The organism is Spiroplasma endosymbiont of Dioctria linearis (genome assembly GCF_964030865.1).
Lineage (GTDB): Bacteria > Bacillota_I > Bacilli_A > Mycoplasmatales > Mycoplasmataceae > Spiroplasma_A.
Map to the genome: position 1 here is coordinate 1,064,222 of NZ_OZ034984.1, position 25,088 is coordinate 1,089,309.

Sequence of the window (25,088 nt, forward strand, 5' to 3'; positions counted from 1 at the left end):
TGTTTTACCTCGTTCAAGATAAATTATGACATAATCTAAAATAAAAAAATTTTAATAATATGTATAAAAGTTATTAATTTTTTCTATTTTAAAAATAAAAAATTTCCCTATTATATGACTTTGTGGAGAGTCATAAAAGGGAAATGTTATTTTTATTATTTTAAATACTTAATAATTATCTACCAAGTATATCTTCATGTCATTTTTCGGCTTTAATAATTTCTCAGATTTCACTTTCGAATTTTTTAGTTCCGTTAATAACTGCTAATAATGGTTGTTCACCAATTTTTGTTGGTAATTGTAATGTATCTGCGAAGTATTTGTCGATTCCTTTAATTAGGGCTCCACCTCCACAAATTGTAATACCATTTCTAAAGATATCTCCTGCTAATTCAGGTGGTGTATCTTCTAAAACTTGTACTGTTAAATCAATAATTCTTGATACTGGTACTTTTAGTACTTCACGTACTTCTTCTGGAGTAATTTCAATTTCTCTTGGTAATCCAGAAACAACATCACGTCCATATACTTTCATACGTCTTTCATCTGGAAATTTTGCTAATGAACCAACGTTAACTTTAATTGATTCTGCAGTTTTTGATCCCACTTCTAATCCATATTGTGAACGAATAAATTTTTGACATTCATCATTTAAATAGTTTCCTGCAACTTTAACTGATTTTGAAAGAACTATATCTCCTGAAGCTAAAACAGCTATATCAGTAGTTCCTCCACCCATATCAACTATTAAGTTTCCTGTAGGAGCATAAATATTTACTCCTCCACCTAAAGCTGCCATTTTTACTTCTTCTTCAACAAATACTTGAGATGCTCCAAGGTTAACAGCAATTTTTTTAAGAGCTGTTTTTTCCAATTCAGTAATAACTGAAGGACATGCTAACAACATTATTGAATGTTTTAATTGTTTTGTAATTCTAAGTTTTGAAAATATATATCTTAACTGAGCTTCAGTAGCTCTAATATCAGTAATAACTCCGTCAACCATTGGTCTTACAACACGAATAGTTTTGTTTCCTTTACCTATCATTTTGTATGCTTCTTCACCTACAGCGATTATTTTGTTTTCTTTAATTCTGTAAGCTACTATTGATGGTTCGTTATAAACTATTCCTTGTCCAGCAATGTATACTAATGTATTAGCTGTTCCAAGGTCCATAGAAACGAATGTTGGTTTTTTATTTGCCATACCGTTTTCTCCTTTAATATTTCTAAATAAATGAATTATATATTTCTATTCAAAACTAGAATATATAATCTTTAACAATTCTACCATAAAAAAAGCAAAGTTGCAAACAAGACTTATTAGCACAATGGATACAAACTATTATTTAATTTATTATAAACTTTTTTTTCAAATTTTCAAAACTTTATAAAAGGTAACCATAGGTATAGATATTCTTTATATTTATACCTATTCAAATTATTTCAAATTATTTCAAATTATTTCAAACTATATCAAAGGTGATACAATTAATTTGTGGAGGTTATATGCACAAATTAGAAAGAAAAGATATTTTGTTAAATAGAATTATAGAAAAAAATTTTATGTCCTCAAAGGATTTCTTTGATTATGCAGCGAGTGTAAATATTAATAAATCAACTGCTAGAAGAGATCTAAATGAATTGGAACAAGAGGAAAAAATAAGTTTAACTTTTGGGGGAATTATTTCAAGAGTTGAGAACATATATGAACCTGATAGAATGGGGAAGGTTCAAAAAGAACATTTTGAAAAAAATGTTATTGCAAAAGAGGCTGCAAAGTTTATTAAGAGTGATGAGATTATTTTTTGTTCTCCTGGAACAACTATTGAGAGATTTGTAAGAGAGATTAAAACTAAGGTTAAATTATTAGTTACAAATTCTTTTCCAGTTTTTTTAGAAGCATGGAAAAATAATAAAGTAATGGATGTGCTGTTACTTGGAGGAGTTTTTAAAGAAAAGTCTCAGGTATTTTATAGTCGTAGTACTAAAAAATACCTTGAAGGAATTAAATTTTCTAAAATATTTTTTAGCTGCTTATCTTTAGATTTGGAAGGAAATATTTATGATGATTTTCTACCAGAAGTAGAGACAATAAGAGATGTTTTAAGAATAGCCAAAGGGAAAATTCTACTTGTAGATTCATCAAAAATAAAGGATGAAGGAGTCGAAAAGGTTACTAATATAAAAGATATAGATGTTGTAATTACAGATGAAAAGAGTAAAGAAAAAATTGGAGATTCATTTCAAAATTTAAATATAATTTACTCTAATGGAGAAGAAAATGAGTAAAAATTTTAGAGAAGAAAAATTTAATACTGTCAAAGAGATTTTACAACAATCTCTTATATGAAAAAAAATAAGTAAAGAAGTTGCTAAACAAATAGAAATTTTTAAAGAGTATTTTGAAAAGTATAGGGATTACAAAATAGTATTTACTGGTGCTGGAACTAGTGAGTTTATAGGGCAAGCATTACGTCCTTATTTCTATAAAAAAGGACGTAATGTATCATCAATAGCAACAACAGATATTGTTTCAAATCCCCTAAACTTTTTAAAAAAAGAAGATAAAACTATTTTAATCTCTTTTGCAAGAAGTGGTAATTCACCAGAATCAATAGCTACTTTTAATATAGCTAATAAGTTAATAGATGAAATTCATCATTTAATTATAACTTGTAATGAAAAGGGAGAATTGGCGAAAATAGGAAAAGACAGTAAAAATGCAAAAGTATTTTTACTACCAAAAGAATCAAATGATAAAGGTTTTGCTATGACATCAAGTTACTCTGGAATGCTTTTGGCAGCTTTTTTAATATTAGAAATCATATTAAAAACAAGTAATGAAATTAATATTAAAAAATTATGTAATGATTTTGAGAAAAACTTAAGTCTTATTGATTCAAGTATTCAAAATATTAAATTAGATGAAAATGATAGAGTTGTTTATTTGGGAAGTTCAGAGTTTAAGGGTTTTTCAAAGGAAGCTCATTTGAAACTATTAGAATTAACGCAAGGAAAAATTCCGTGTTTTTATGATGGAATATTAGCATTTAGACATGGTCCAAAATCAATAATAAATAATAATACAACAGTTATTATTCTTATGAGTAAAAATAAATATGCAAGAAAGTATGAAATTGATTTATTAAAAGAGATTGCTTTAGAAAAAGTTGTTAAAAATCTAATAGTTCTTGATAATACAAATTCCGATGAGATAAAAAAATATTCTGATACTGTATTGAATTTTGAAAATGAAGATTTGAATGAGATTTTTATTGGCTTAAATTATATATTGTTTGCTCAAATTTTATCTTTAAGTACATCTATCAAATTAAATATTAATCCAGATAATCCATGTCCCTCAGGTGAAGTTAATCGTGTTGTTAAAGGAGTATTAATTCATGAGTTATTCTAATTAGTGAGTTTAACTAAAATAGCTTTGCTAATTGGAATGATATTATCTTTAATTTTAATTATTGCCGTAATAGTATATTTAATTATTCACTATAAAAATAGAAATCCTCAATTGACAGTGAAACCTAAGGGTGAAATGTTTCAATTATTTAAAGGGTGAATGATTGTTTTTTGCATTTTTTTTATCACTCTTGTTTTTATTTTTTGTTTATCAATGTTTATAGTTGAAATGACTAAATAATGAAATTTTATCTCAAATTATTCCAAAAAAAGTGAATATTTCTCATTTAAAAAGTTTTTCTTATAATTTTATATAGAAAATATAAGTGAGAAAGGAAAAAAGAAAAAATGAATACAGTTTCAAAAGAAACAAAAATGAAGAAAGAAAAAAATTTTGATAAGACTAAAAAAAATAACTTTTTTAGTAACTTATTGATAAAACTACAAGGTCTTGGTAAATCCTTGATGTACCCAATTGCATTATTGCCATTTGCAGCTCTACTTAATAGATTTGGCTCTTTAGCTATGGAATTAAATAGTGATGCTCAATATAATGTTGGTTGGTGAATTGGATTTATTATACAAAAACCTGGTGCAACAATTTTTGATCAATTACCATTATTATTTGCAATAGGAACTGCTTTTGGTCTATCAAAGGACCAACGTGGTGAAGCAGCTTTAGTGGGAGCGGCATTTTATCTTATACTAGTAGCATTTCTTGCTGAAGGTGGATTGCCAAAGTTATTTTATGATAAAGTAGTAACATTTGATTTCTATAAGGAATCAGAGGGAAATAAAGAATTAGCAGGTGCTCTTTCAGGGCTATTCTATGTACCAAAATATGGAATGATTAATCAGAAGCTAGAAATTATTGGTGGAACATATATTTTGAATATTGGTGTATTAGGCGGAATAGTAGCGGGATGCTTATCAGCTTGATCTTACAATAAATTTAAAGGAATTAAATTACCCCAAGCTCTTTCATTCTTTGGAGGAAGAAGATTTGTACCTATGGTTATAATGGTAGCATCTCTACCAGTAGCATTCTTATTTGCAATACTTTGACCATGATTTCAATATGGTTTAGTATCATTTGGTAAATTAGTATCCTCTGGGGATTCTTGAGCTGTTCCAGGTGCATTCTTATATGCTCTATTAAATAGGATTGTTCAACCCACAGGGTTACATCATATTGTAAATACATTCTTGTGATTCCAAATGCCTATTGAAGGTCAAATTGTTGACTTTTCAGGAAGTATTGTTTTATTTAACAATATGAATGAATCACCATTAATTGGTGAAAATGGTATATTAGATTCAAAAGCTATTGAGACAATTTTACAGCCAATATCAAATTACTTTTTAGGGGGAGTTACCATTACTAATGATAACTTTAAAGAATTTTTTAACATTAAAATGTCTGGATTACCTGAGGGTGTATTAATGAATAATGTTGATGGAATAACAAGTTTTACAATTTTTGGAGATATTAATGCGTTCCAAAAATCTATGGTATCAGGGAATTTTCAGACAGGATTTTTCCCAATGTTTTGAGGAGGATTACCAGGGGCAGCATTAGCTATGATAATGTGTTCTAAAAAAGAAAAAAGAAAAGAGGTAACAACTTTCTTAGCTGGGGTTGCATTTGTAGCAGCTTTAACAGGAATTGATGAGCCTTTAGTTTTCTCATTTATTTTTGTGGGACCCATTCTTTGAATGGTAAATGCACTATATACCTCAATTTTTGCAGCTATTGCTATTGCAATGCATATGCATATTGGTTTTGGATTTAGTGGTGGTTTTATTGATTATATAATCTCCTTCCCTAATGCCTGAGGAATGAGTAAATATGAAGGAATGGTAAATGGTAAAATGTATGGAGTAATATCAAATCCACTTTGAATGTTTGTTTTATCTGGATTGGCTTTCCCTGCATATTACTTTACATTTAGTATTTTAATTAAAAAACTTGATATTAAAACTCCTGGTCGTGAAGAAGAAGGAGATGCAGTACCTTTACTTCAAAAAAATAAAAAGAATAAGACAAATCAAAAATATGAAATGATGGCGAAAGGCATTATTGATATTGTAAAAGTAGAAAATATTGTAAAAGTAGAGAATTGCAGTACTAGACTAAAGCTAACCGTTAAGGATAATAAATCTGGAATTGATGATAAAGATTTAAAGGCCTTAGGAATATATGGTATTAAAAGACTTGGTAATCAAGGCCTTCAACTTATAATTGGTACTGATGTTGAGCATGTTGCAGATATTGTTCAAGAAATGATAAAAACTTAAAAAATAAAAACATCCAGCTATTTTTAAATAACTGGATGTTTTTTACATGCTATTTTTCACATCAATTCCTATTAAATTAAATGCATTTGATAATACTTGATAAACTGATTTTATTAATAAAACTCTTTGATTTGTTAAACTAATATTCTCATCATCCAGTATTTTTGTTTCTGCATAATAAGAATGAAAATATTTTGATAGTGATTGTATAAAGTCACAAATTATATTAGGAAGTCTAGAGCTTGCTGAGTATTCAAGTATTGAATTAAAGCTATCTAATAGGATTATAATTTCTTTTTCTTTTTGGTTTTTAAATTCAACAGATTTATTTATTTCTAGTTTTAATTTTTTAAAACTAGAAATAATTTTATTACATCTTGCTGTAGCATATTGTGCATAATAGACTGGATTAGTTGAATTTTTCTCTAGAGCTAAGTCTAAATCAAAATCCATATGACTAGAAGGGGTTTTAGAAACCAATGTGTATCTAATACAATCCTTTCCAACCATTTCCAAAAGATCTATTAATCAAACAGCAGTGCCTTTTCTTTTTGACATTTTAAATTCTTGTCCATCTTTCATTAAACGAACCATTTGAATCATATCAATATCAATAAGATTAAAGTCATATCCCAATAAAGCAAGACCTGCTTTTAATCTTGTTATATAGCCATGATGATCTCCACCTCAAAAATTAATATACTTATTAGATTTTGTTCTATCAATTCTATCACTGTGTGATGCAATATCTGGAGTTATATATGTAAAACTTCCGTCACCTTTTTTAAGAACTCTATCTTTATCATCACCAAATTCAGTTGTTTTAAGTCATAAAGCATTGTCTTTTTCATATGTTGCGCCAAGTTCATTATATTTTTTTATTATTTTATTAATTGAGTTATTTTGATACATCTTTGCCTCACTTGAGAAGTGATTTATGGTAACTCCTAAACTGCTCATTTGATTTTTAATTTCCTTCATAAAAAAGACAATTGATTTTTGCTTGAATAAATTATTAACTTCTTCATTATCAATTTTATTATTTACTATTGAAATATCTTTAAATTTATCTTTATATTCATTTATAAAAATCTGAGCAACTTCTTTATACATTTCCCCACCATAAATTTCTTCGGGTTTATCAACACTAAGTCCTTGCATTTCCTTATAATGATAAAAAAGGGTGGCTGCAGAGATATTAATTTGATTACCTGCGTCATTAACATAATATTCTGTCTCAACATCATAACCTGCAAATCTTAAAATTCTTGCAACAGAATCTCCAATAGAACCATTTCTTGCATGACCAACATGCAAATATCCAGTTGGATTAGCAGAAACAATTTCTAGATTATATTTTTTTCCCTTAGATTTTGATTTACCAAAATTATGACCTTCTTTTATTACCATTTTAATTACTTCATTTAAAAGAGAATTGTTTATTCTAAAATTTATAAAACCAGGTTTTATAAATTCAACGTTTTCAAAAATTTCATTATCTTTAACTTCTTCAACAATTAATTGTGCTAGATCTATTGGATTTAACTTATTTAATTTAGAGTTAATTAATGCGAAATTTGTTGCAAAATCAGCATTTTGAATTAACTTAGGTCTTTCAATTAAAATATCTCCCTTTAAATTGAGTTTTTTTATTGCTTTTTCCATAACATCTCTAATTTTATTTATTAATATATTCATAATTTCCTCTAAGTTCTATAGTCTTATTTTATAAAAAAAAATAAGACTTTGTCTTATTAATAAAAAATATTATTACTAACCCATTGCTTCTATAATATCAAATGTTTTTTCCTTATGCATTATAGCGCCTTCAATAGTTGCTGTTGCAGCATTTTTTGCAACAATTACTGGAATTTCAAAAAAGTTTTCGAAGAATAATTTTACACCAGGTATTCTTGAAAGACCTCCAGTAATAATTAAACCATTCTTTATTATATCTCCAGCTATTTCACTTTGAGTTTCTTCAAGAAGTGAAGTGATTGTATTAGTTATATTTCCAAATACTGACAAAATAAGTTTAGATATATCTTTATCTTGAACTTCAATTTCTCTTGGTCTTGCTGAGTTTAAATCGTAACCATATGCTTTTGTTTTTAAAGGTTCCTTATTTTTTAGAACTGAACCTACAGCAATTTTAATTGCCTCAGCAGTAACATCTCCAATTAAAATACCTTCTTTTGTTTTTAGAGTTTTTATAATTTCTTGATCAATTGCTTCTCCACAAGCCTTTGTTCATTTATAATTTATTGTTTCTCCATTATTAACTAAACCTATTGTTGCTTTTCCTGCTCCAAGTTCTAAACACATATATGAATCTGAGCCATAGATGTTGTATCCTGCTCCAAGTAATGCCAATTTAATATCATCTTCAATAATTACATGAGAAACCCCAAGAGATTTAATTGATCCAATAAGAGCTCTTCTTTCAATATCACTCATACTAATAGGACAAGCTACAGTAACAACTGAGTTTTTTACTTCTTCTTCATATTTTAAAAGAATATTTGATAAAAATTGCTTTAATAAATTCATATCAGTTAAAATCCCGCGTTTTAAAAGACTTTTAATTTGCATTGCTCCACTTAATTTACCTACAAACTTTTTTGTAGCATCCCCAATTGAGATTACTTTTTTAGTTTTATAGTCAATAGCTATTAAACTAGCTTCATTAAAAACCATTCCTAATTTTTCAATAAAAATTCTAGTTTTGCTTGTTCCAATGTCTATTGCAATATGTCTTTTTGTTCTTAAACTAGCTCTTGCCACAATGGGTACCTCACTTTTTTACTATATATTTAGTTTAAACATTTTTCTTTAAATAATCTAGTGTTTATTAAATAAAATAAACAAATAAAAAAGGAAGATTCATTCTCTTCCTTATTTATTATTTTATGTTATATTCTCTTGAATCACGTATTTCAATAATTTCTAATCATTTTTCTGCTTGTTTTTCGTATTCTTTAGTACCTTCAATAACTGTTAGTAATGGATCTTGAGCTTTAGTTACTTTTAATTGGAAAATTGATTCAAAGTAAGTATCAATTCCTCTAATTAAAGCTCCTCCTCCACATATAGTAATACCATTTCTAATGATATCTCCAGCTAATTCAGCTGGTGTGTTTTCCATAACTTCAACAATTAGGTCTGTTATTTTTGAAAATGGTGCTAATAAAGCATTTTTTACTTCATCTGGTGAGATAACAACTTCTCTTGGTAATCCAGAGATAACGTCACGTCCGAATGCACGGAATGTACGTCCATTATCTATTTTTGTTAATGCTCCAATTTCAACTTTGATTTTTTCAGCAGTTTTAATTCCGATTAAAACATTATATTCAGCACGAATATATTTTCTAATTTCTTCATCTAAATGATTTCCAGCAACTTTAATTGATCTTGAAATAATAATATCTCCTGCTGAAATAATTGCTATATCAGTAGTTCCTCCACCAATGTCAACAACTAAGTGACCACTAGCGATAGAAATATTAATTCCAGCTCCGATTGCTGATAATTTAACTTCTTCTTCAACAAGAACATGTCTTGCTCCCATATCTGAGACAACTTGTTTTAATGCACTTCTCTCTAATTCAGTAACTCCTGAAGGGCAGGCAAGAACTACTAATGCATGTTTTAAGATGTCTGATAATTTAATACGTGAAAAGATTATTTTAATTAAATCTTTAGCTGCGTCAAGGTCTGCTATAACTCCATCAACTAATGGAACTACCATTCTAATATCATCGTTTGTTTTTCCGATCATTTCGTATGCTGCTTCACCTGAAGCAATAACAGTGTTTGTGTGAACATCGTATGCCATTGTTGAAGGCTCATTATAAATGATACCTTGTCCACCTAGATAAGCAACAACGTTAGCTGTTCCTAAATCTAAAGCAACGAATTCTCTTTTACGATCTCATGATGCCATATTTATTTCCTCCTTTATAAGAAAAAAACCCTTCGTGTATAATTATACTATAAATGTATTTTGAATACTAGTAATATACACGAGAAAGGTAATGTTAAGTCTATGAAGATAAAGCAAGTTATAATTGTTGAAGGTGTTACAGACACTGCCAAACTTAAGAAAATATTTGGAAATGATAATGTTGATACCATAGAAACAAATGGTCTTGCTTTATCTAAAAATACTTTAAATTTTATTTCTGATGTTAATAGCACACGTGGTGTAATTATATTAACAGACCCTGATGGACCTGGTTTAAAAATTCGCGAGACTATTAATATCTTTCTTAATTTTAAATGTTTTAATGCATTTATCAATAAGAAACGAATAAATAATTCAAAAAAAATTGGTTTAGCAGAAGCTGAGGATAACGATATAAAAGAGTCTTTATCCAATTTAATTACATTTGATTCATTAAACTTAAGTATAACCTGAGAAGATTTTTTAAAAAATGAGTTCTATAAACCACAAGCAAGAAAAAAAATAGCACAAAAGTATAACTGAAGTGAAAAAATAAACTCTAAGACATTATTTAAATGGGTTAATTATATTAATCTAAATGTTAAAGAGCTTAAAAAAATAGTAGGAGAATAAGAATGCAATATGCAAAGAAAAAGTTTGGACAAAACTTTATAACAGATAAAAATTTAATTAATAAAATTATTGATATTTTAGATCAAGATGAGGATCATTTAATAATTGAAATTGGACCAGGAAAAGGAGCTTTAACAAAAGAGTTAGTTAAGAGATTTAATAAAATTATAGCCATAGAAATTGACAGAGATATGGAGAGCATTTTGAAATCAGAGATTAATTCTGAAAAACTTGAATTAGTAATTAATGATTGTCTAGAAGTTGATTTTAATGAACTAATAGAGAAACATCAGTATAAACAAGTTTCAATTATTTCAAATACTCCATATTACATCACAAGCGAAATAATTTTTAAAACGTTAAATATTTCTAAAAAATTAAATAAAGCAATATTTATGGTTCAAAAAGAAGTTGCTCAAAGAATTTGTGCAAAAGTTAATGAAAATAATTACAATAATTTATCAGTTGCTGCTCAGCTTTACTCGGATATAAAATATGAATTTACTGTTAATAAGAATATGTTTAAACCAATTCCAAAAGTTGATTCTGCAATTATTTCTTTTAAATTTAATGATACTAATTTAAATAAATTAAATGATAATGATTTAAAGTTTGTATCATTTGTAAGAAAGATATTTAATAATAAGAGAAAAACAATATTAAATAATTTAGCTGTTATTACAAATAATAAACAGGAAGCTTTTAATATTCTTAATAAGGTTGAGATAAAGGAAAATCTTAGACCAGAGAATATAAGTTTAGATCAGTTTATAAATATTTATAATGAGGTAAAGAAATGTTATTAAAAAGTTATGCAAAAGTAAATTTAAGTTTAAAGGTAAGTAAATGCAAAAAAAAGCTTCACAAGATTAATTCTGTCTTTACAAAAGTAAATGATTTGTATGATGAGATAGACATTAAAAAATCTAATCAAAAAAAAGATTTAATAACTTGTAACTTTAAGGAACTAGAAAAAGATAATTTTGTTTATAAAGTTTTAAATTTCTTAAGAGATAAAAAAATTATTAATTCTTATTATCATATTAATATTTTTAAAAATATTCCTATTGGTTCTGGGTTAGGTGGAGGGAGTAGTAACGCAATTACTGTAGCAAAGTATTTTACAAAAAATATTAGAATATTAAAAAAAATCTCAAAAATCATAGGTTCAGATTGCTATTTTTTTATATGAGATTTTAATACTGCAATAGTAAAAGGTTATGGGAATAATGTTAAAAAGATTTCAGATGTTACTCAAATAAAAAAACAGGATTTAATTTTTACAAAAGTTAAATGTAATACAAAAGAGGTTTATGACAAGTTTGATGAAATTGAAGCTTGAAAAAATGTCTTAGAAAAAAATATGTTAGAGATTCCTGCCTTGCAACTATATCCTAATTTAAAGAAATATAAAGAAATAGGTCAGATGAGTGGCTCAGGATCAACTTTTATTAAAAAAACTAGTTTATTAAAATAAACTAGTTTTTATTTTTTTAAGCATGTCTTGAACAAACTTTAATGTTATCTAAATCTTGGTTAGCAACATTTTGTTGCATTTTCATAGCCAGCACACTTGCAGCAGATCCACCTTGATTTGTTTTTCTCATTTCTTCAACACATTTAAAACATGATGAATCAAATTCTTTTTTCATTATGTAAACCTCCCAGTTATAAAGTTATTCTAGACTAAATCTGAAAAATCTAGTGTTCTATTTGCTCAGTTTGTAGAGAAGTTAATATCATGAGTTGTAAGAATTACAGTTCCCTTAAAGCTTTCTATTGCTTCCAATAAAGATTCTTTTGCTAAAACATCAATATGATTAGTTGGCTCATCGAGAACTAGCAAACTACATGGAATCATACTTAAAGCTGCTAATCTAACTCTTGTTTGTTCTCCTCCAGATAATTTTTCCATTGGTTGCATCATTAATCCACTTTTAACACCAAATTGGGCAATTTTAGCTCTTGCTTCTGATTCAGTAATATCATTAAATTTATTAATTAAATATTGAACAGGACTAATTCCTCTTACATCTTCAATTTGCTTAAAGTAAGCATATTCAACAGCGTTTCCAAGTTCTACTTCACCTTTAAATGCAGGTATTTCTGTAGACATAGTTTTTAGAAATGTTGTTTTTCCAATACCATTTCTACCACTAATAATACATTTTTCTCCTTCCCTTAATTCAAAGTTAAGTTCGTGTAAAAGAGGTGAGTCATAGCCAATAATTAAATTATGAGCTTTTACAATAACATTAGTACTTGGTCTTTTATAAGAAAAAGAAAATTTAGGTTTTGTTAAATCTCTTCTCTCTTGTATTACATCAATTTTTTCTAATTGTTTTTGTCTTGATTGCGCTGATTTTGCAGTGGAAGCTCTTGCTTTATTTTTTGCAACATAAGTTTCTAGTTTTTTAATTTCTCTTTGTTGAGCTACAAAAGCTTTGTCATATTGCTCCTTTTGAATTTCTGCTTCTTCAATATATTTATCATAATTTCCAACATATCTTGTAAGCTTTAAATTATCAAGTGCATAGATTATTCCACAAGTTTTATTAATAAAATCATTATCATGTGAAACCATTATGAAAGCCTTTTCAAAGGATTGTAGGAATTTCGCTAGTCATTTAACTTGTTCTAAATCTAAAAAGTTTGTAGGCTCATCAAGTAATAAAAAATCATCTCCACTTAATAATAATTTTGCAAGTATTACTTTACCTCTTTGACCTCCACTTAGTTCACCCATTGTTGCTTGAAGTTTTTCTAAGCCTATTCCTAATCCAGTAACTAGATTTCCAATTTTTTTATCAATAGAATCAAAGTCATTTAAATTTAAAGTATCTTGATAACTTAAAGCTTTTACTAAATCATCTTCTTTATATTCAATAGCCATATCTTCATAAATTTTATTCATTCTTGCTTCTAATTCAAAAAGTTCTATAAAGGCTCCTTTTAAATATGAATCAACAGTTTCATTTAGATCAACATCTTGATGTTGATCTAAATATCCAATTTTTGTTTTTGGATGTATTTTTAATTCACCTTTATCACATAACATTTTTCCAGCTATTATGTTTAATAAAGTTGTTTTCCCAGCTCCATTTGGACCAATCAAAGCAATATGTTCACCTCTATTTAGTCTAAAGCTTGTATTGTCATACAATTTTTTCCCACCATTAGCATGTACTAAATTATCTAAAAAAACTAATCCCATTTTAACCTCCATGATTATTGCAATAAAAAAAGTCCTTAAGACTTATAAATAAACAAGTATAGGAATTTTTATTAACTCCTATTAGATTATATATTAATTTCCCTTATTTAACTTTTTTCAAGTAATATTTATTCTTTTTATGAATTTAATTTTATTCAAATATGTCGTGCTTTATCTAATTTAAGATTTATTTAAATTAAATAATCAGTGTTATATTTAGGTCTTTTAAATTTAGCAAATCATAAAAGGTAGTTAAAAATTTGATATTATATTTAAGGAGACTTATATTTATGAACAAACAAGATATTAAAATTTTTGGTTTATCATCAAACAAGAATTTAACAAAAAAAATATGTGAGATATTAGGGGTTGAAGAATCACAAGCAAATACATCAAAATTTTTAGATGGAGAAATGATTGTTCAATCACTGGATTCTGTTAGAGGACAAGAGATATATATTGTTCAATCAACAAATCAACCAGTAAATGATAATTTAATGGAGCTATTGATTGCAGTAGATGCTTTTAAAAGAGCAAATGCAGCTAAAATAAATGTTGTAATTCCATATTTTGGCTATGCTCGACAAGATAGAAAAGCAAAAGGTAGACAACCAATTACTTCAAGATTAGTTGCTAATCTTATTGAAACAGCTGGTGCACATAGAGTAATAACTGTTGATTTGCACTCTGCCCAAATTATGGGATTTTTCAATATTCCAACAGATAATTTTTCAACTGCTCAAATAGTAGCTTCAGAAATTATAGATACAATATCAAAAAATAAATTAGATCCATCACAGTGTATACTTGTATCTCCAGACCATGGAGGTTTATCAAGAGTACATGGTGTTGCAAAATATACAGGTAATATAACTAATGGTATTGCTGTTATTGCAAAAAGAAGACCAGAACCAAATAAAGCAGAAGTAGAATTTATTTTGGGAGATGTTAAGGATAAAACTTGTTTTATTATTGATGACATGATAGACACTGGTGGAACAATTATAAAAGGAGCTCAGGCTTTAAGAGAACAAGGTGCAAAAGAGATACATATAATTGCTTGTCACGGTTTATTTAATGGTGAAGCTGTTTCAAAAATGCAAGCAGTGATTGATAATAAGACTGTTAATAGTGTTGTTGTAACAGATACAATTCAAATTCCAGAAGATCGTAAATTTAAAGGATTAAAAATTATTTCTGTTGCAAAACTTCTTGCTCGAATGATAAAAAGCTCATATGAAAAATCTTCATTAACAGGAGTTTATAATGAAGAGCAAGATAAAATAGTAAAAAGAGTTAATGCATATATTAAAGGATATAAAAAATAGAATGCCTAAATTAATTGTTGGTTTAGGTAATCCTGGAAAAAACTATCTTAAAACAAGACATAATGCAGGCTTTATAGCTATTGATGTTTTATTAGAAAAATATGGTTTTCAAAAAAGTGCAGAAAATTTTAATGCTGAAATTTTCTTCTCAAATATAAAAGGAGAAAAGGTACTTTTTGTAAAGCCACAAACCTTTATGAATTTATCTGGAGAAGCAATTATATCAATATTGCAATATTATAAAATAGAAATTAAGGATTTTATAGTTTTGTATGACGATAAAGATTTGGAATTATCTAAAACTAGATTTAGAGATACTGGTAGTTCAGGTGGTCATAATGGAATTAAAAATATTATAAGTCATTTAAAAACTGAAAATTTTAATAGATTAAAAATAGGAATAGGCAATCCAGGAAATTATAAAATTGTGGATTGAGTATTATCAAAAATGTCAGAAGATGAAATTAATTTAATTAAAAATCAAATTTTAAATATTTCATCTTTTGTAGAAGAATTCATTTTTGTAGAAGATTTAAAAAAAATTATGAATAAGTTCAATTAAGGAGAAAAATGAAAAAATATAATTCATTAGTTGTAGTTGGAGCCCAATGGGGTGATGAAGGTAAAGGTAAAATGACTGATTATTTTGCTCAAAAAGCAAATCTAGTTGTTAGATTTGCTGGTGGAGATAATGCAGGTCATGTTATTAATTTTAATGGTCAAAAGCATAAAGTTACAATAATTCCTTCAGGAATTTTTAATAGAAGAGTAACAAATATAATTGCAAATGGTTGTGTTGTAAATTTATTAAACTTAGTTAAAGAATTTGAAATTATTAAACAAAGTGGAGTTGATTATGGTAATCTTTTGATTTCAGATAGAGTTCAATTAATTTTACCTTATCATGTGATGATTGATGAAGCTCAGGAAAATGAACGTGGAGAAAATAAAATAGGAACTACAAAAAGAGGAATAGGACCTGCTTATCAAGATAAAGTCTCTAGATTAGGAATAAGACTTGGTGAATTAGGTGAAGAAAATTTCAAAGAGCGATTTAAATTAGTTTTTGATTATCAAATGAAATTTCTAAAGAATATGTTTAATATTAAAGCTTTGGATTTTGAAAATACATATAAAGATTTAATTGAAGCATACAATAAAATTAAAGAGAGAGTAATTGATACTGACTCATTTATTGAATCAGCAATTAAAGAAGGCAAAAAAGTTTTATTTGAAGGAGCTCAAGGAGCTCTATTGGATATAGATCATGGAACTTATCCTTATGTAACTAGTTCTAATACATCTGCAAATAATGCTTCAACAGGTAGTGGAATAAGTCATAAATTAATTGATTCAACTATGGGTGTTGTTAAGGCATATTCAACTAGAGTTGGTGCAGGTGCATTTCCTACGGAATTAAATGATAAAATTGGTGATGGAATAAGAGAACGTGGTAATGAGTATGGTTCAAATACAAAAAGACCTAGAAGAATTGGATGATTAGATGCTGTTGCATTAAAACACGCAATTAGAACATCTGGGATAGACTCAATATTTATTACATTACTTGATGTTTTATCAGGAGTTGATGAAATTAATATATGTATAAAATATGAATTAGATGGAAAAGAAATTAATAATTTGCCTAGTGTAAATCAAAAATATGAAAGATGTAAACCAATATATTTATCAAATCCTGGCTGAAAAGAAGATATAACTAAAGTAACTTCATTTGATCAATTACCACATGCTGCTAGAAATTATTTAATGATGATTGAAAAAATATGTGAAATAAAAGTATCAGGATTCTCAGTGGGACCAGATAGAGAACAAACAATAATATTAGAAAACATTTTTTAAGTGAGGTAAATTAAAATGATAGAACGTTATGCTATAAAAGAAGTTGAAAAAATTTGAGCTGATAATAATAAACTCAATATCTGATTGCAAGTAGAAATTAATGTTGTAAATGCTTGAGCACAATTAGGTTATGTTCCACTTGAGGAAGCAAAAATAATTGAAAAAAATGCAAAAGTTGATATTAAGAGAATGCTTGAAATTGAGCAAAAAACAAAACATGATGTTGTAGCATTTACAAGGATGATTTCAGAACAACTTGGATCAGAAAAAAAATGAGTTCATTTTGGATTAACATCTACAGATGTTGTGGATACTGCTCAAAATAAAATGATTCAACAATCAAATATTTTATTGGAAGAATCTTTAAATAATTTAAGCGTTATTTTAAAACAAAAAGCAGAGCAAACCAAAAAAATAATTATAATGGGAAGAACTCATGGTATGTATGGAGAACCAACATCTCTTGGTCTAAAATTTCTTTTATGATTTGATGAAATTCAAAGGCAGATCATAAGATTAAAACTAGCAAGATATCAAATAGAGGTTGCTAAAATATCAGGTTCTATGGGAAACTATGCAAATTTAGAACTTGAAGTTGAAGAATATGTTGCAAATTCAATGAATTTAAATTTAGATAATATATCTACTCAAGTCACTCAAAGAGATAGACATGCATTTTTAATATCTGTAATTGCTAATATAGCATCAACTTTTGAAAAAATAGCTACTGAAATAAGACATTTTCAAAGAAGTGAAGTTCAAGAAATATGTGAAGGTTTTGGTAAAGAGCAAAAGGGATCTAGCTCAATGCCTCATAAAAAAAATCCAATAAGTTCAGAAAATATATGTGGTCTTTCAAGATATGCAAGGTCTTTTGTTAATACAGCCTTTGAAAATAACGTTTTATGACATGAAAGAGATATTTCACATAGTTCAAACGAAAGATTAGTTTTTCCAGATATTTATAATATAATTATTTATGTATCAAAAAGAATGACAAATACAATTAATGATTTGGTAATTAATGAAGATTTAATTACCTCACATATTAATGACCAAAAAGGAATATTCTTTAGTCAAAGAATATTAACCTACATTTTAATGAAATATGAATTTTCAAGAGAAGAAATTTATGACTTTATACAAAAGTGTACTTTGGAGTGCCAAACTTCAAAAAAAAGTTTTAAAGAAATTTTAGTTAAAAATGGAATTATGAAATATATTTCATCAAAGAATGAATTAAATGAGCTTTTTGATATTAATTTTTTCATTAGAAATGTTGAAAAAATATTTAGAAGGGTGATGAATAATCATGGATAATCAAAAATTAGTAACTTTAATAACAGAAGAAGAAATTAAAGCAGCAATTGCAAAGGCAGGAACAGATTTAGGTAAAACTTATGAAAATCAGCAATTAGTTATTGTAGCTGATTTATCTAGTTCATTTATTTTTATAGCTGATTTAATTAGAGAGTTACCAATTGATGTCACAATTCAGTTTGTAACAACACCAAAAGAAAATGAAGACTTATTAATAGACCTAGGTTTAAAACATACTTTAACAGATAAAAATGTATTAATTGTAAATGATGTTTTAAATAAAGGTAATAGGCTTGAAAAATTACATAATCTTGTTGAAAGGGAAAAGCCTGCAAATATTCAAATTTTAAACTTAATTGAAAAAAATATTAAAGATAGAAAAATGGAATTAGAAAGTGCATCACTATTTAAATTAGAAGATGTATTTGTTGTTGGTTATGGATTAACTTATAAAGAAAGTTATAGAGGACTAAAGGGAATATATAGTCTTTCAATAGAAGAATAGTTATGAAAAAATATTTTTTTGTAACAACTCCTATATATTATCCAAGTGGAACCTTGCATATTGGTCATGCTTATACGACAACCTTAGCAGATGTTATTTCAAGATATAAAAAGGAAAACGGATTTGAAGTTTTCTTTTTAACTGGTTCTGATGAACATGGTCAGAAAATTGAAGAAAAGGCAAAGGAAAATAATTTAAAGCCAAAGCAATATGTTGATAAAATAGTTCAAGGTTTTTTAAATTTATGAAAGCTATTAAATATTGATTATAATCGCTTTATTAGAACTACTGATGAAGATCATGTGGCAGCTGTTAAAGAAATTTTTAGTGAACTATTAGAAAAAAAATTAATATATCCATCAACTTATAAGGGAAAATATTGTATTAGTTGTGAAGAATTTTTAACAAAAGAACAAATGGATGAGTCATATATTCATTTTATTTGTGGCAAAAAGGCTGAAGATTTTGAAGAAGAAACATATATGTTAAAAGTCTCAAGTTTTAAGAAGTATTTACAAGAGTTATTTACTACAGATTTCTTAGAGCCAGAATCAAGAAAAAAAGAGATGCTAAATAATTTTATTAATAATGATTTAGAAGATTTATCAGTTACAAGAGTAAGTTTTAATTGGGGAATTCAAATAAAAGAAAATCCAAAACACGTAATATATGTATGATTGGATGCACTTTCAAATTATATTACTGCGTTAGGTTATAAATCAAAAAATGATCAACTATTAAAAAAATTCTGATCAAATGATACTGAAATTTTACAAATTATTGGAAAAGAAATTACAAGATTTCATTCAATTTATTGACCAGTAATATTAAACTCACTTGGTTTAAAAACTCCTGATAAATTACTATCTCATGGTTGAATATTAAGTGGTGATAAGAAAATGTCAAAATCAATTGGTAATGTTTTAGACCCAATTGAAATAATTAATAAATATTCAAGTGATGCATTACGATTCTATATGATAAATAATTTACCTACAGATAGAGACGGAAGTTTTACAAATGAATTATTTATAGAATCATTTAATAATAATCTTGCAAACAATATTGGAAATTTAATTTCAAGAGTATCTAATATGATAATTAAATATTTTGATGGTTTACTTCCAAATAAAAATGTTTTAAATCATTGATTGGTTAAAAAGGGTTTTGAAACAATCGAAAATTATAAAGAACAAATGGATAAATATAATATGTCACAAGCAACTCAGATTGTTTTAAAGTTAGCACAAGAATGTAATAAATTTATTGAAGATGCAAAACCTTGAACTTTAGAAAAAGAAAATAAGACTGAGGAGTTACTAGAGGTATTATCTGTTTTACAAAAAAATATAGTTATAATTTCTTATTTATTGAAAACAGTTTTAGTTAATTCATATCCTGATATGATAAATCAAATGGGATTAGATTCAAAACAAATTAATTTTAATAATTTAAAAGAGGATTTTAAATTTAAAAAAATAGTTGATAAATTAGTCTTATTTGAAAGAATAAAATAAAAGAGAAGGAGGCGTGCACATGCAAGCTGAAATAGTTGTAGTTGGTGCAGGCCATGCTGGTGTAGAAGCAGCATTAGCTTCTGCAAGAATGGGAAAAAAAACAATTTTAGTTAACTTATATAAAGATAAAATTGCAACAATGCCATGTAATCCATCAATTGGTGGCCCAGCAAAAGGAATTGTTGTAAGAGAAATTGATTCACTTGGTGGAGAAATGGGTAAAGCTGCGGATGCTACTGCATTGCAAATTAAACTATTAAATTCTTCTCGAGGGCCTGGTATTTGAGCATTACGTGCTCAATCAGACAAAATTGAATACTCAAAGTATATGGAAAATGTTGTTAGTAATCAAAAAAATTTAGAATTAGTTGTTGGAGTAGTTAAAGATATATCTTTAGATTCAAATAATGATGTTAAGTCAGTTATACTAGAAGATAAAACTGAAATTAATTGTAATGCAGTAATATTAACTACTGGAACTTATCTTTCTTCTTTAATATATCGTGGTGAAGAAAAATATGAAGGTGGTCCAAATGATGAAATTACAACGAAATCATTAAGTCAAACATTAGTTAAACTTGGGCTTAGAACTTTTAGATTTAAAACTGGAACACCTCCAAGGGTTAAAATGAACTCTATAAATTTGGAAGAGGCATTAATTGAACCTGGTACAAATGAAGATTTAGCTTTTTCTTTTTCTACAAAGAAATTTTTACCATTTGAAAAACAAGAAGTTTGTTATTTAATTCATTCAACTTCAAAAACTAAAAAAATTATTGAAGATAATTTACATAGGTCAGCAATGTATTCTGGAGAAATTGAGTCTATAGGACCAAGATATTGTCCAAGTTTTGAAGATAAAATTGTAAGGTTTAGTTCAAAAGAAACTCATCAAATTTTTTTAGAGCCAGAATCAAAATCTTTGGATACTTTTTATGTTCAGGGATTTTCAACTTCTATGCCAATTGAAATACAAGATAAGATGCTTAGAAGTTTACCAGGTTTTGAAAATGTTGTAGTAGATAAATGAGCTTATGCAATTGAGTACGATTGTATTGATCCTCAACAACTAAAATTATCTTTAGAATTAAAATTAATAGGTAATTTATTTTTAGCAGGTCAGATTAATGGAACAAGTGGTTATGAAGAGGCAGCAGGTCAGGGCTTAATTGCAGGAATAAATGCAGTAAGAAAAATTGATAATTTAGAACCTCTAATTTTAAAAAGAAATGAATCTTATATAGGAGTTATGATTGACGATTTAATTAATAAGGGAGTAATTGAACCGTATAGATTACTTACAAGTAGAGCAGAAAATAGATTAACTTTACGAAATGATAACTCTGAAATGAGATTAAAAAAATATGGTTATGAAGTAGGTTTAGTTTCAGAAAAAGAGTGAAAATTACATCAAAAATTTGAAAAAGAAATTTTTGAAAAAATGGAGTTATTAAAAGAAGTAAGGTTTAGTCCTAAAACACAATTAGCTATGGAATTAAAAGAAGCTGGTCAAGCTGTTTTAACTCAGGGATTTAGTGCTTATGAAATTTTAAAACAACCTAAAGTAGATATAAATATTTTTAAAAAATATATTAAAGAATTAAATGAACTTTCGAAACAACAGCTTCAAACTTTATTAATACTAATAAGATTTGAAGGTTATATCAAAAAGGAAAATGAGACAATTGAAAAATTTGTAAAGCTTGAGAATAAAAAAATACCTAAGGATGTTGATTATTCAAAAGTTGAAAATATTGCTTTAGAGGCAAGGCAGAAGTTGGAAAAGGTTAAACCTACTTCAATTGGTCAAGCTTCAAGAATAACAGGAGTAAATCCTGCAGATATTCAAATGTTACTATTTCACTTAAAAAGGAAATATAATGAGGTATAATTCATGATTAATGTTAATAAGAAAAATAAAACGAAAAATAAGATTTTTGAGTTTTTATCTGTTTTCTCAATGACTTTTGGCATAGTTGTTGGTAGTGGAATTTATTTAAAAAATGCTGGAGATAATGGTGTACTTGCAAAAGCTGGGAATAATCCCTATTTAGCAATAGCTGTTTGGACACTTATGGCATTTTTTTGTTGTTCAATGATGTTATCTTTTATAGAATTATCAAGTTCAACCAAAAAAGGTGAACATAATACCTTAACTGCTTGAGCTGGAAGATTTCTTGGGAGAAGATATGGTTCATTAGTAACAATACTATATGCTATTATTTATCTTCCAGTTTTAATAATAATTGGAGCATTATTTACAACAAGTAGTTTTTTTCAATCCATTAATATTATTTATGAATTCTCTACAGGCAAGGAAAGTTGATTAACAGGAGATACAAAAATTATTGTTGAAATATTTGTAGCTTCATTAGTATTAATTTTATTTCAAATTGTTAATACTTATACAACCAAGCCTGGTAAAATTTTGCAAACTGCTCTTTCTTTTTTGAAGTTTATTCCTTTAATTACTGTCTTAATAGCAGGAATCACTTTTTTCTCACTTGGTAAAGAAAGCTCATTTGATCCAGAAAAAGTTGGAGGCTTTCAAATTAATAATATATTTTTGACAATGGTTCCAATTATGTTTGCCTTTGATGGTTTTTTAGATTCAGCTGCAATACAAAAGGATTGTGAACATAAAGAAGTTGTAGCACCAGCTATGATGACGGGTATTGTTGCGGTTTCTATATTTTATATAATAATTAGTGTTGCGATTTTTATGGGAGCTTCTGATGGGAATATATTAAATATTTTTAAAAGAGAGGGTATAGATCCAAGAATTCATTTTACTTTTAATTTAATAATTACTTTAACTTTATTGACAATGGTAAATGCATATAGTGTTATTTATCCAATAGTTATAAGAGCTTCAATTGAAGAGAAATTTGTTTATTCCAAAAAAAATGGAGAAGAACTTTCTAAAATAAAATCAAGTTGAATTTCAATATTAATTGTTTTTATATTTTTTATTGCCTTTGTTGGTTCAAGTTTGTTACTACCAAAAAGTATAACTGGAGATGACTCTTACTTATATACAGCATATTTATCTTCTGACTCAACAATAATAATTGTTTACTTGTTTCACATTCCTTTGTTAGTGCAAATGCTTATAAATAGAAAAACCAAAAAAATTGAAGTTAGAAAAGTCAGAGGGGCCTATTGTGCGGCAATATTTTCTTCTTCCATGTTAATTTTGACTTTGGGTTACATTTATTATTTAAATATTATAAAATCATTAATAGATGGACAGCTGATATCTCCAATAATGTGATTTGTATTTATAATAATATTAGTAGGTTTTTGGATTATTAATGAAACGATTATTTCAAAAAATAATATTGAAATAAATGATTTTTATTTTAGAATAAATCCTAAAAATTGATTTAACTATGATAAACAAAAATGTTTAGATATTTTTAATGCTAGAAAGGTTTTAAAAAATGATAAAGGTAAACAAAGCAAACAAGGCAAAAAATAAGTCCTTTGAATTTTTAACTATATTTTCAATGGTTTTTGGAATTGTAGTTGGTAGTGGAATCTATTTAAAAAATAAGGTAGAGGCTGGTGGAGTATTACATGAAGCTGGAAGGAACCCTTGATTAGCACTAACTGTTTGATTATTTATAGGAGTTTTATGCTCACTTATAATGTTAACCTTCATTGAAGCAGCATCTGCAACAAAAAATGATGGTCATTCTACAGCTCAAAGTTGAGCAAATAAATTTATTAATAGAAGAACAGCTTCTTTATTTTCTATTTTATATATTTGTATGTATCTTCCGATTTTAGCTGGTTTGGGAGCGTTATTTACAGTTAAAACGGTCTTTAGTGGAATTAACTCATTTTATTTTATTGTAAATGAAGAAAGTCTAATTTTAAAAATTGGAAAAGTACAATGGATGTCGTTGGAGTTATTTTTCTCAACATTAGTATTAATTGGTTTTTCATTAATGAACATTTTTACTCATAAACCAAGTAAACTTATTCAGAGTATTTTTACTATTGTTAAGTTTTTACCTTTAATAACTATTGTAATAGGTGGATTTACGCTTTTTGCAATTAACTCAGAGGGCAATAATTCATTTAATCCTTCATCAGACTTTGAACCGTGACAAGTAAATACTTTTTTTGGAACAATGATCCCAATACTCTTTGCATTTGATGGATTTATTTATGCAGCAACTTTACAAAAGGATTGTGAACATAAAGAAGTTGTAGCCCCAGCAATGCTTTCTGCAATTATTGCAGTAACATTGTTTTATATAATAATTACTATTTCAATTTTTTTTGGAGCAAGTGATGGAGACGTATTTAAATTATTTGATAATATGTTTAGTAAATCTCCTTGAGTATCTTTATTATTCAAAATTGTAATTGCTTGTACAATTTTGACGACTGTAAATGGTTATACAACTTTAATCCCTAAAACAGTTCAATCTGGTGTTCAAGAAAAATTTATTTATTCAAAAAATGGTAAAGATAATATTAGCTATGTAAAATCTGGTTTTATTGGATTGGCAATAACAATGTCAATTTATGTATTATTTATTACAATATCAATTTTAATTGACTGAAAAAGTGCAGAAATTAATTACTTCTTAGTTGCAGACTATTCCTCAAACAGTACAGTAATGTTTGGTTTTGTAGTCTATTTAATATTAATGATTTTTGTATTACATAATAGAAAAACCAAAAAAGTAGAGACTTTAAAAATCAAAGGTGGTTTTGTAATTGGAATAATAACATCAACAATATTGTCTATTATAATTGCATATGCATATTATGACTTTTTAATTGGCAAGTTTATGTCAAATGATTTAAAGACAATGATTGATCCTATTTTATTAATATTTTTTGCTGTGATACTTGCCATTGCTTGAATAATTAATGAAGGCTTAATTTCAAAAAATAATATTGATTCTAATGACTTTGTTTTAAGAATTAAACCTAAAAATTGATTTAATTATAATAAAGAGTTAGAAATTGAAAAATTTAAAAGTAAAAGTAATGTAAAATAAAAAAGAATTAATCTTTTTTATTTTTTTTA

Annotated in this window: 21 protein-coding genes; 15 read left to right on the forward strand and 6 right to left on the reverse strand. The window is 26.9% G+C overall.

The window, feature by feature from the left end; genetic code table 4:
* Positions 1 to 175 precede the first annotated feature (175 nt).
* The gene (locus AAHM84_RS04650) at positions 176 to 1,207 is read right to left on the reverse strand and encodes a rod shape-determining protein (protein ID WP_339029982.1); all 1,032 of its coding nucleotides are present in this window, start codon (positions 1,205 to 1,207) and stop codon (positions 176 to 178) included.
* A gap of 302 nt (positions 1,208 to 1,509) precedes the next feature.
* On the opposite strand from AAHM84_RS04650, the gene AAHM84_RS04655 reads away from it, so the two are divergent.
* The 3 genes from AAHM84_RS04655 (at position 1,510) to AAHM84_RS04665 (ending at position 5,715) form a co-directional block, all read left to right on the forward strand.
* Positions 1,510 to 2,292 carry a DeoR/GlpR family DNA-binding transcription regulator gene (locus AAHM84_RS04655; protein ID WP_342258745.1) on the forward strand — a complete coding sequence of 261 codons (783 nt, stop codon included), beginning with the start codon at positions 1,510 to 1,512 and terminating at the stop codon, positions 2,290 to 2,292.
* Complete coding sequence (locus AAHM84_RS04660) at positions 2,285 to 3,418, forward strand: SIS domain-containing protein (protein WP_342258746.1); 1,134 nt, start codon at positions 2,285 to 2,287, stop codon at positions 3,416 to 3,418. Before AAHM84_RS04655 ends, AAHM84_RS04660 begins: the two co-directional genes overlap by 8 nt.
* Positions 3,419 to 3,765: 347 nt before the next feature.
* Positions 3,766 to 5,715: a PTS transporter subunit EIIC gene (locus AAHM84_RS04665; protein WP_342258747.1), complete on the forward strand. Its 1,950-nt coding sequence runs from the start codon at positions 3,766 to 3,768 to the stop codon at positions 5,713 to 5,715.
* 42 nt (positions 5,716 to 5,757) lie between these two features.
* On the opposite strand, the gene argS is transcribed toward AAHM84_RS04665, so the two are convergent.
* From argS to AAHM84_RS04680, 3 genes are all read right to left on the reverse strand, one after another.
* The gene (gene argS, locus AAHM84_RS04670) at positions 5,758 to 7,413 is read right to left on the reverse strand and encodes an arginine--tRNA ligase (RefSeq protein ID WP_342258748.1); all 1,656 of its coding nucleotides are present in this window, start codon (positions 7,411 to 7,413) and stop codon (positions 5,758 to 5,760) included.
* 75 nt (positions 7,414 to 7,488) lie between these two features.
* On the reverse strand, positions 7,489 to 8,499 hold the full coding sequence (locus AAHM84_RS04675; protein ID WP_342258749.1) for a rod shape-determining protein: 1,011 nt from the start codon (positions 8,497 to 8,499) through the stop codon (positions 7,489 to 7,491).
* A 118-nt stretch (positions 8,500 to 8,617) separates the two neighbouring features.
* Entirely contained in the window at positions 8,618 to 9,661 is a 1,044-nt protein-coding gene (locus tag AAHM84_RS04680) for a rod shape-determining protein (protein WP_339029992.1), read from the reverse strand.
* 102 nt (positions 9,662 to 9,763) lie between these two features.
* On the opposite strand from AAHM84_RS04680, the gene rnmV reads away from it, so the two are divergent.
* The 3 genes from rnmV to AAHM84_RS04695 are packed head-to-tail and all read left to right on the forward strand — an operon-like array spanning position 9,764 to position 11,771.
* Positions 9,764 to 10,294 carry a ribonuclease M5 gene (gene rnmV, locus AAHM84_RS04685; RefSeq protein WP_342258750.1) on the forward strand — a complete coding sequence of 177 codons (531 nt, stop codon included), beginning with the start codon at positions 9,764 to 9,766 and terminating at the stop codon, positions 10,292 to 10,294.
* A 2-nt stretch (positions 10,295 to 10,296) separates the two neighbouring features.
* Positions 10,297 to 11,100 (forward strand): 16S rRNA (adenine(1518)-N(6)/adenine(1519)-N(6))-dimethyltransferase RsmA, encoded by an 804-nt coding sequence (gene rsmA, locus AAHM84_RS04690; protein WP_342258751.1) that lies wholly within the window; start codon positions 10,297 to 10,299, stop codon positions 11,098 to 11,100.
* Positions 11,091 to 11,771, forward strand: coding sequence for a hypothetical protein (locus AAHM84_RS04695; RefSeq protein WP_342258752.1), 681 nt, complete (start codon positions 11,091 to 11,093; stop codon positions 11,769 to 11,771). The genes rsmA and AAHM84_RS04695 overlap by 10 nt, the downstream gene beginning before the upstream one ends.
* 16 nt (positions 11,772 to 11,787) lie before the next feature.
* Here AAHM84_RS04695 and AAHM84_RS04700 read toward each other — a convergent pair whose 3' ends face one another.
* Positions 11,788 to 11,946 carry a hypothetical protein gene (locus AAHM84_RS04700; protein ID WP_342258753.1) on the reverse strand — a complete coding sequence of 53 codons (159 nt, stop codon included), beginning with the start codon at positions 11,944 to 11,946 and terminating at the stop codon, positions 11,788 to 11,790.
* A gap of 29 nt (positions 11,947 to 11,975) precedes the next feature.
* Positions 11,976 to 13,508, reverse strand: a complete 1,533-nt coding sequence (locus tag AAHM84_RS04705) for an ABC-F family ATP-binding cassette domain-containing protein (RefSeq protein WP_342258754.1) — start codon at positions 13,506 to 13,508, stop codon at positions 11,976 to 11,978.
* A gap of 290 nt (positions 13,509 to 13,798) precedes the next feature.
* Between AAHM84_RS04705 and AAHM84_RS04710 the strand changes: the two genes are divergently transcribed.
* The 9 genes from AAHM84_RS04710 to AAHM84_RS04750 are packed head-to-tail and all read left to right on the forward strand — an operon-like array spanning position 13,799 to position 25,059.
* Positions 13,799 to 14,836, forward strand: a complete 1,038-nt coding sequence (locus AAHM84_RS04710) for a ribose-phosphate pyrophosphokinase (protein ID WP_342258755.1) — start codon at positions 13,799 to 13,801, stop codon at positions 14,834 to 14,836.
* 1 nt (position 14,837) lies between these two features.
* Complete coding sequence (gene pth / locus AAHM84_RS04715) at positions 14,838 to 15,398, forward strand: aminoacyl-tRNA hydrolase (protein WP_342258756.1); 561 nt, start codon at positions 14,838 to 14,840, stop codon at positions 15,396 to 15,398.
* A gap of 8 nt (positions 15,399 to 15,406) precedes the next feature.
* On the forward strand, positions 15,407 to 16,696 hold the full coding sequence (locus AAHM84_RS04720; protein ID WP_342258757.1) for an adenylosuccinate synthase: 1,290 nt from the start codon (positions 15,407 to 15,409) through the stop codon (positions 16,694 to 16,696).
* Between the two features lie 15 nt (positions 16,697 to 16,711).
* The gene (gene purB, locus AAHM84_RS04725; RefSeq protein WP_342258758.1) at positions 16,712 to 18,016 is read left to right on the forward strand and encodes an adenylosuccinate lyase; all 1,305 of its coding nucleotides are present in this window, start codon (positions 16,712 to 16,714) and stop codon (positions 18,014 to 18,016) included.
* Positions 18,009 to 18,521, forward strand: a complete 513-nt coding sequence (locus AAHM84_RS04730; RefSeq protein ID WP_342258759.1) for a phosphoribosyltransferase family protein — start codon at positions 18,009 to 18,011, stop codon at positions 18,519 to 18,521. Before purB ends, AAHM84_RS04730 begins: the two co-directional genes overlap by 8 nt.
* Before the next feature lie 2 nt (positions 18,522 to 18,523).
* Positions 18,524 to 20,038 carry a methionine--tRNA ligase gene (metG, locus tag AAHM84_RS04735; protein ID WP_342258760.1) on the forward strand — a complete coding sequence of 505 codons (1,515 nt, stop codon included), beginning with the start codon at positions 18,524 to 18,526 and terminating at the stop codon, positions 20,036 to 20,038.
* Positions 20,039 to 20,051: 13 nt separating this feature from the next.
* Entirely contained in the window at positions 20,052 to 21,929 is a 1,878-nt protein-coding gene (gene mnmG, locus AAHM84_RS04740) for a tRNA uridine-5-carboxymethylaminomethyl(34) synthesis enzyme MnmG (protein ID WP_425289567.1), read from the forward strand.
* Positions 21,930 to 21,932: 3 nt separating this feature from the next.
* On the forward strand, positions 21,933 to 23,519 hold the full coding sequence (locus AAHM84_RS04745; protein ID WP_342258762.1) for an APC family permease: 1,587 nt from the start codon (positions 21,933 to 21,935) through the stop codon (positions 23,517 to 23,519).
* Positions 23,482 to 25,059 (forward strand): APC family permease, encoded by a 1,578-nt coding sequence (locus AAHM84_RS04750; protein ID WP_342258763.1) that lies wholly within the window; start codon positions 23,482 to 23,484, stop codon positions 25,057 to 25,059. The genes AAHM84_RS04745 and AAHM84_RS04750 overlap by 38 nt, the downstream gene beginning before the upstream one ends.
* Positions 25,060 to 25,088: the final 29 nt, after the last annotated feature.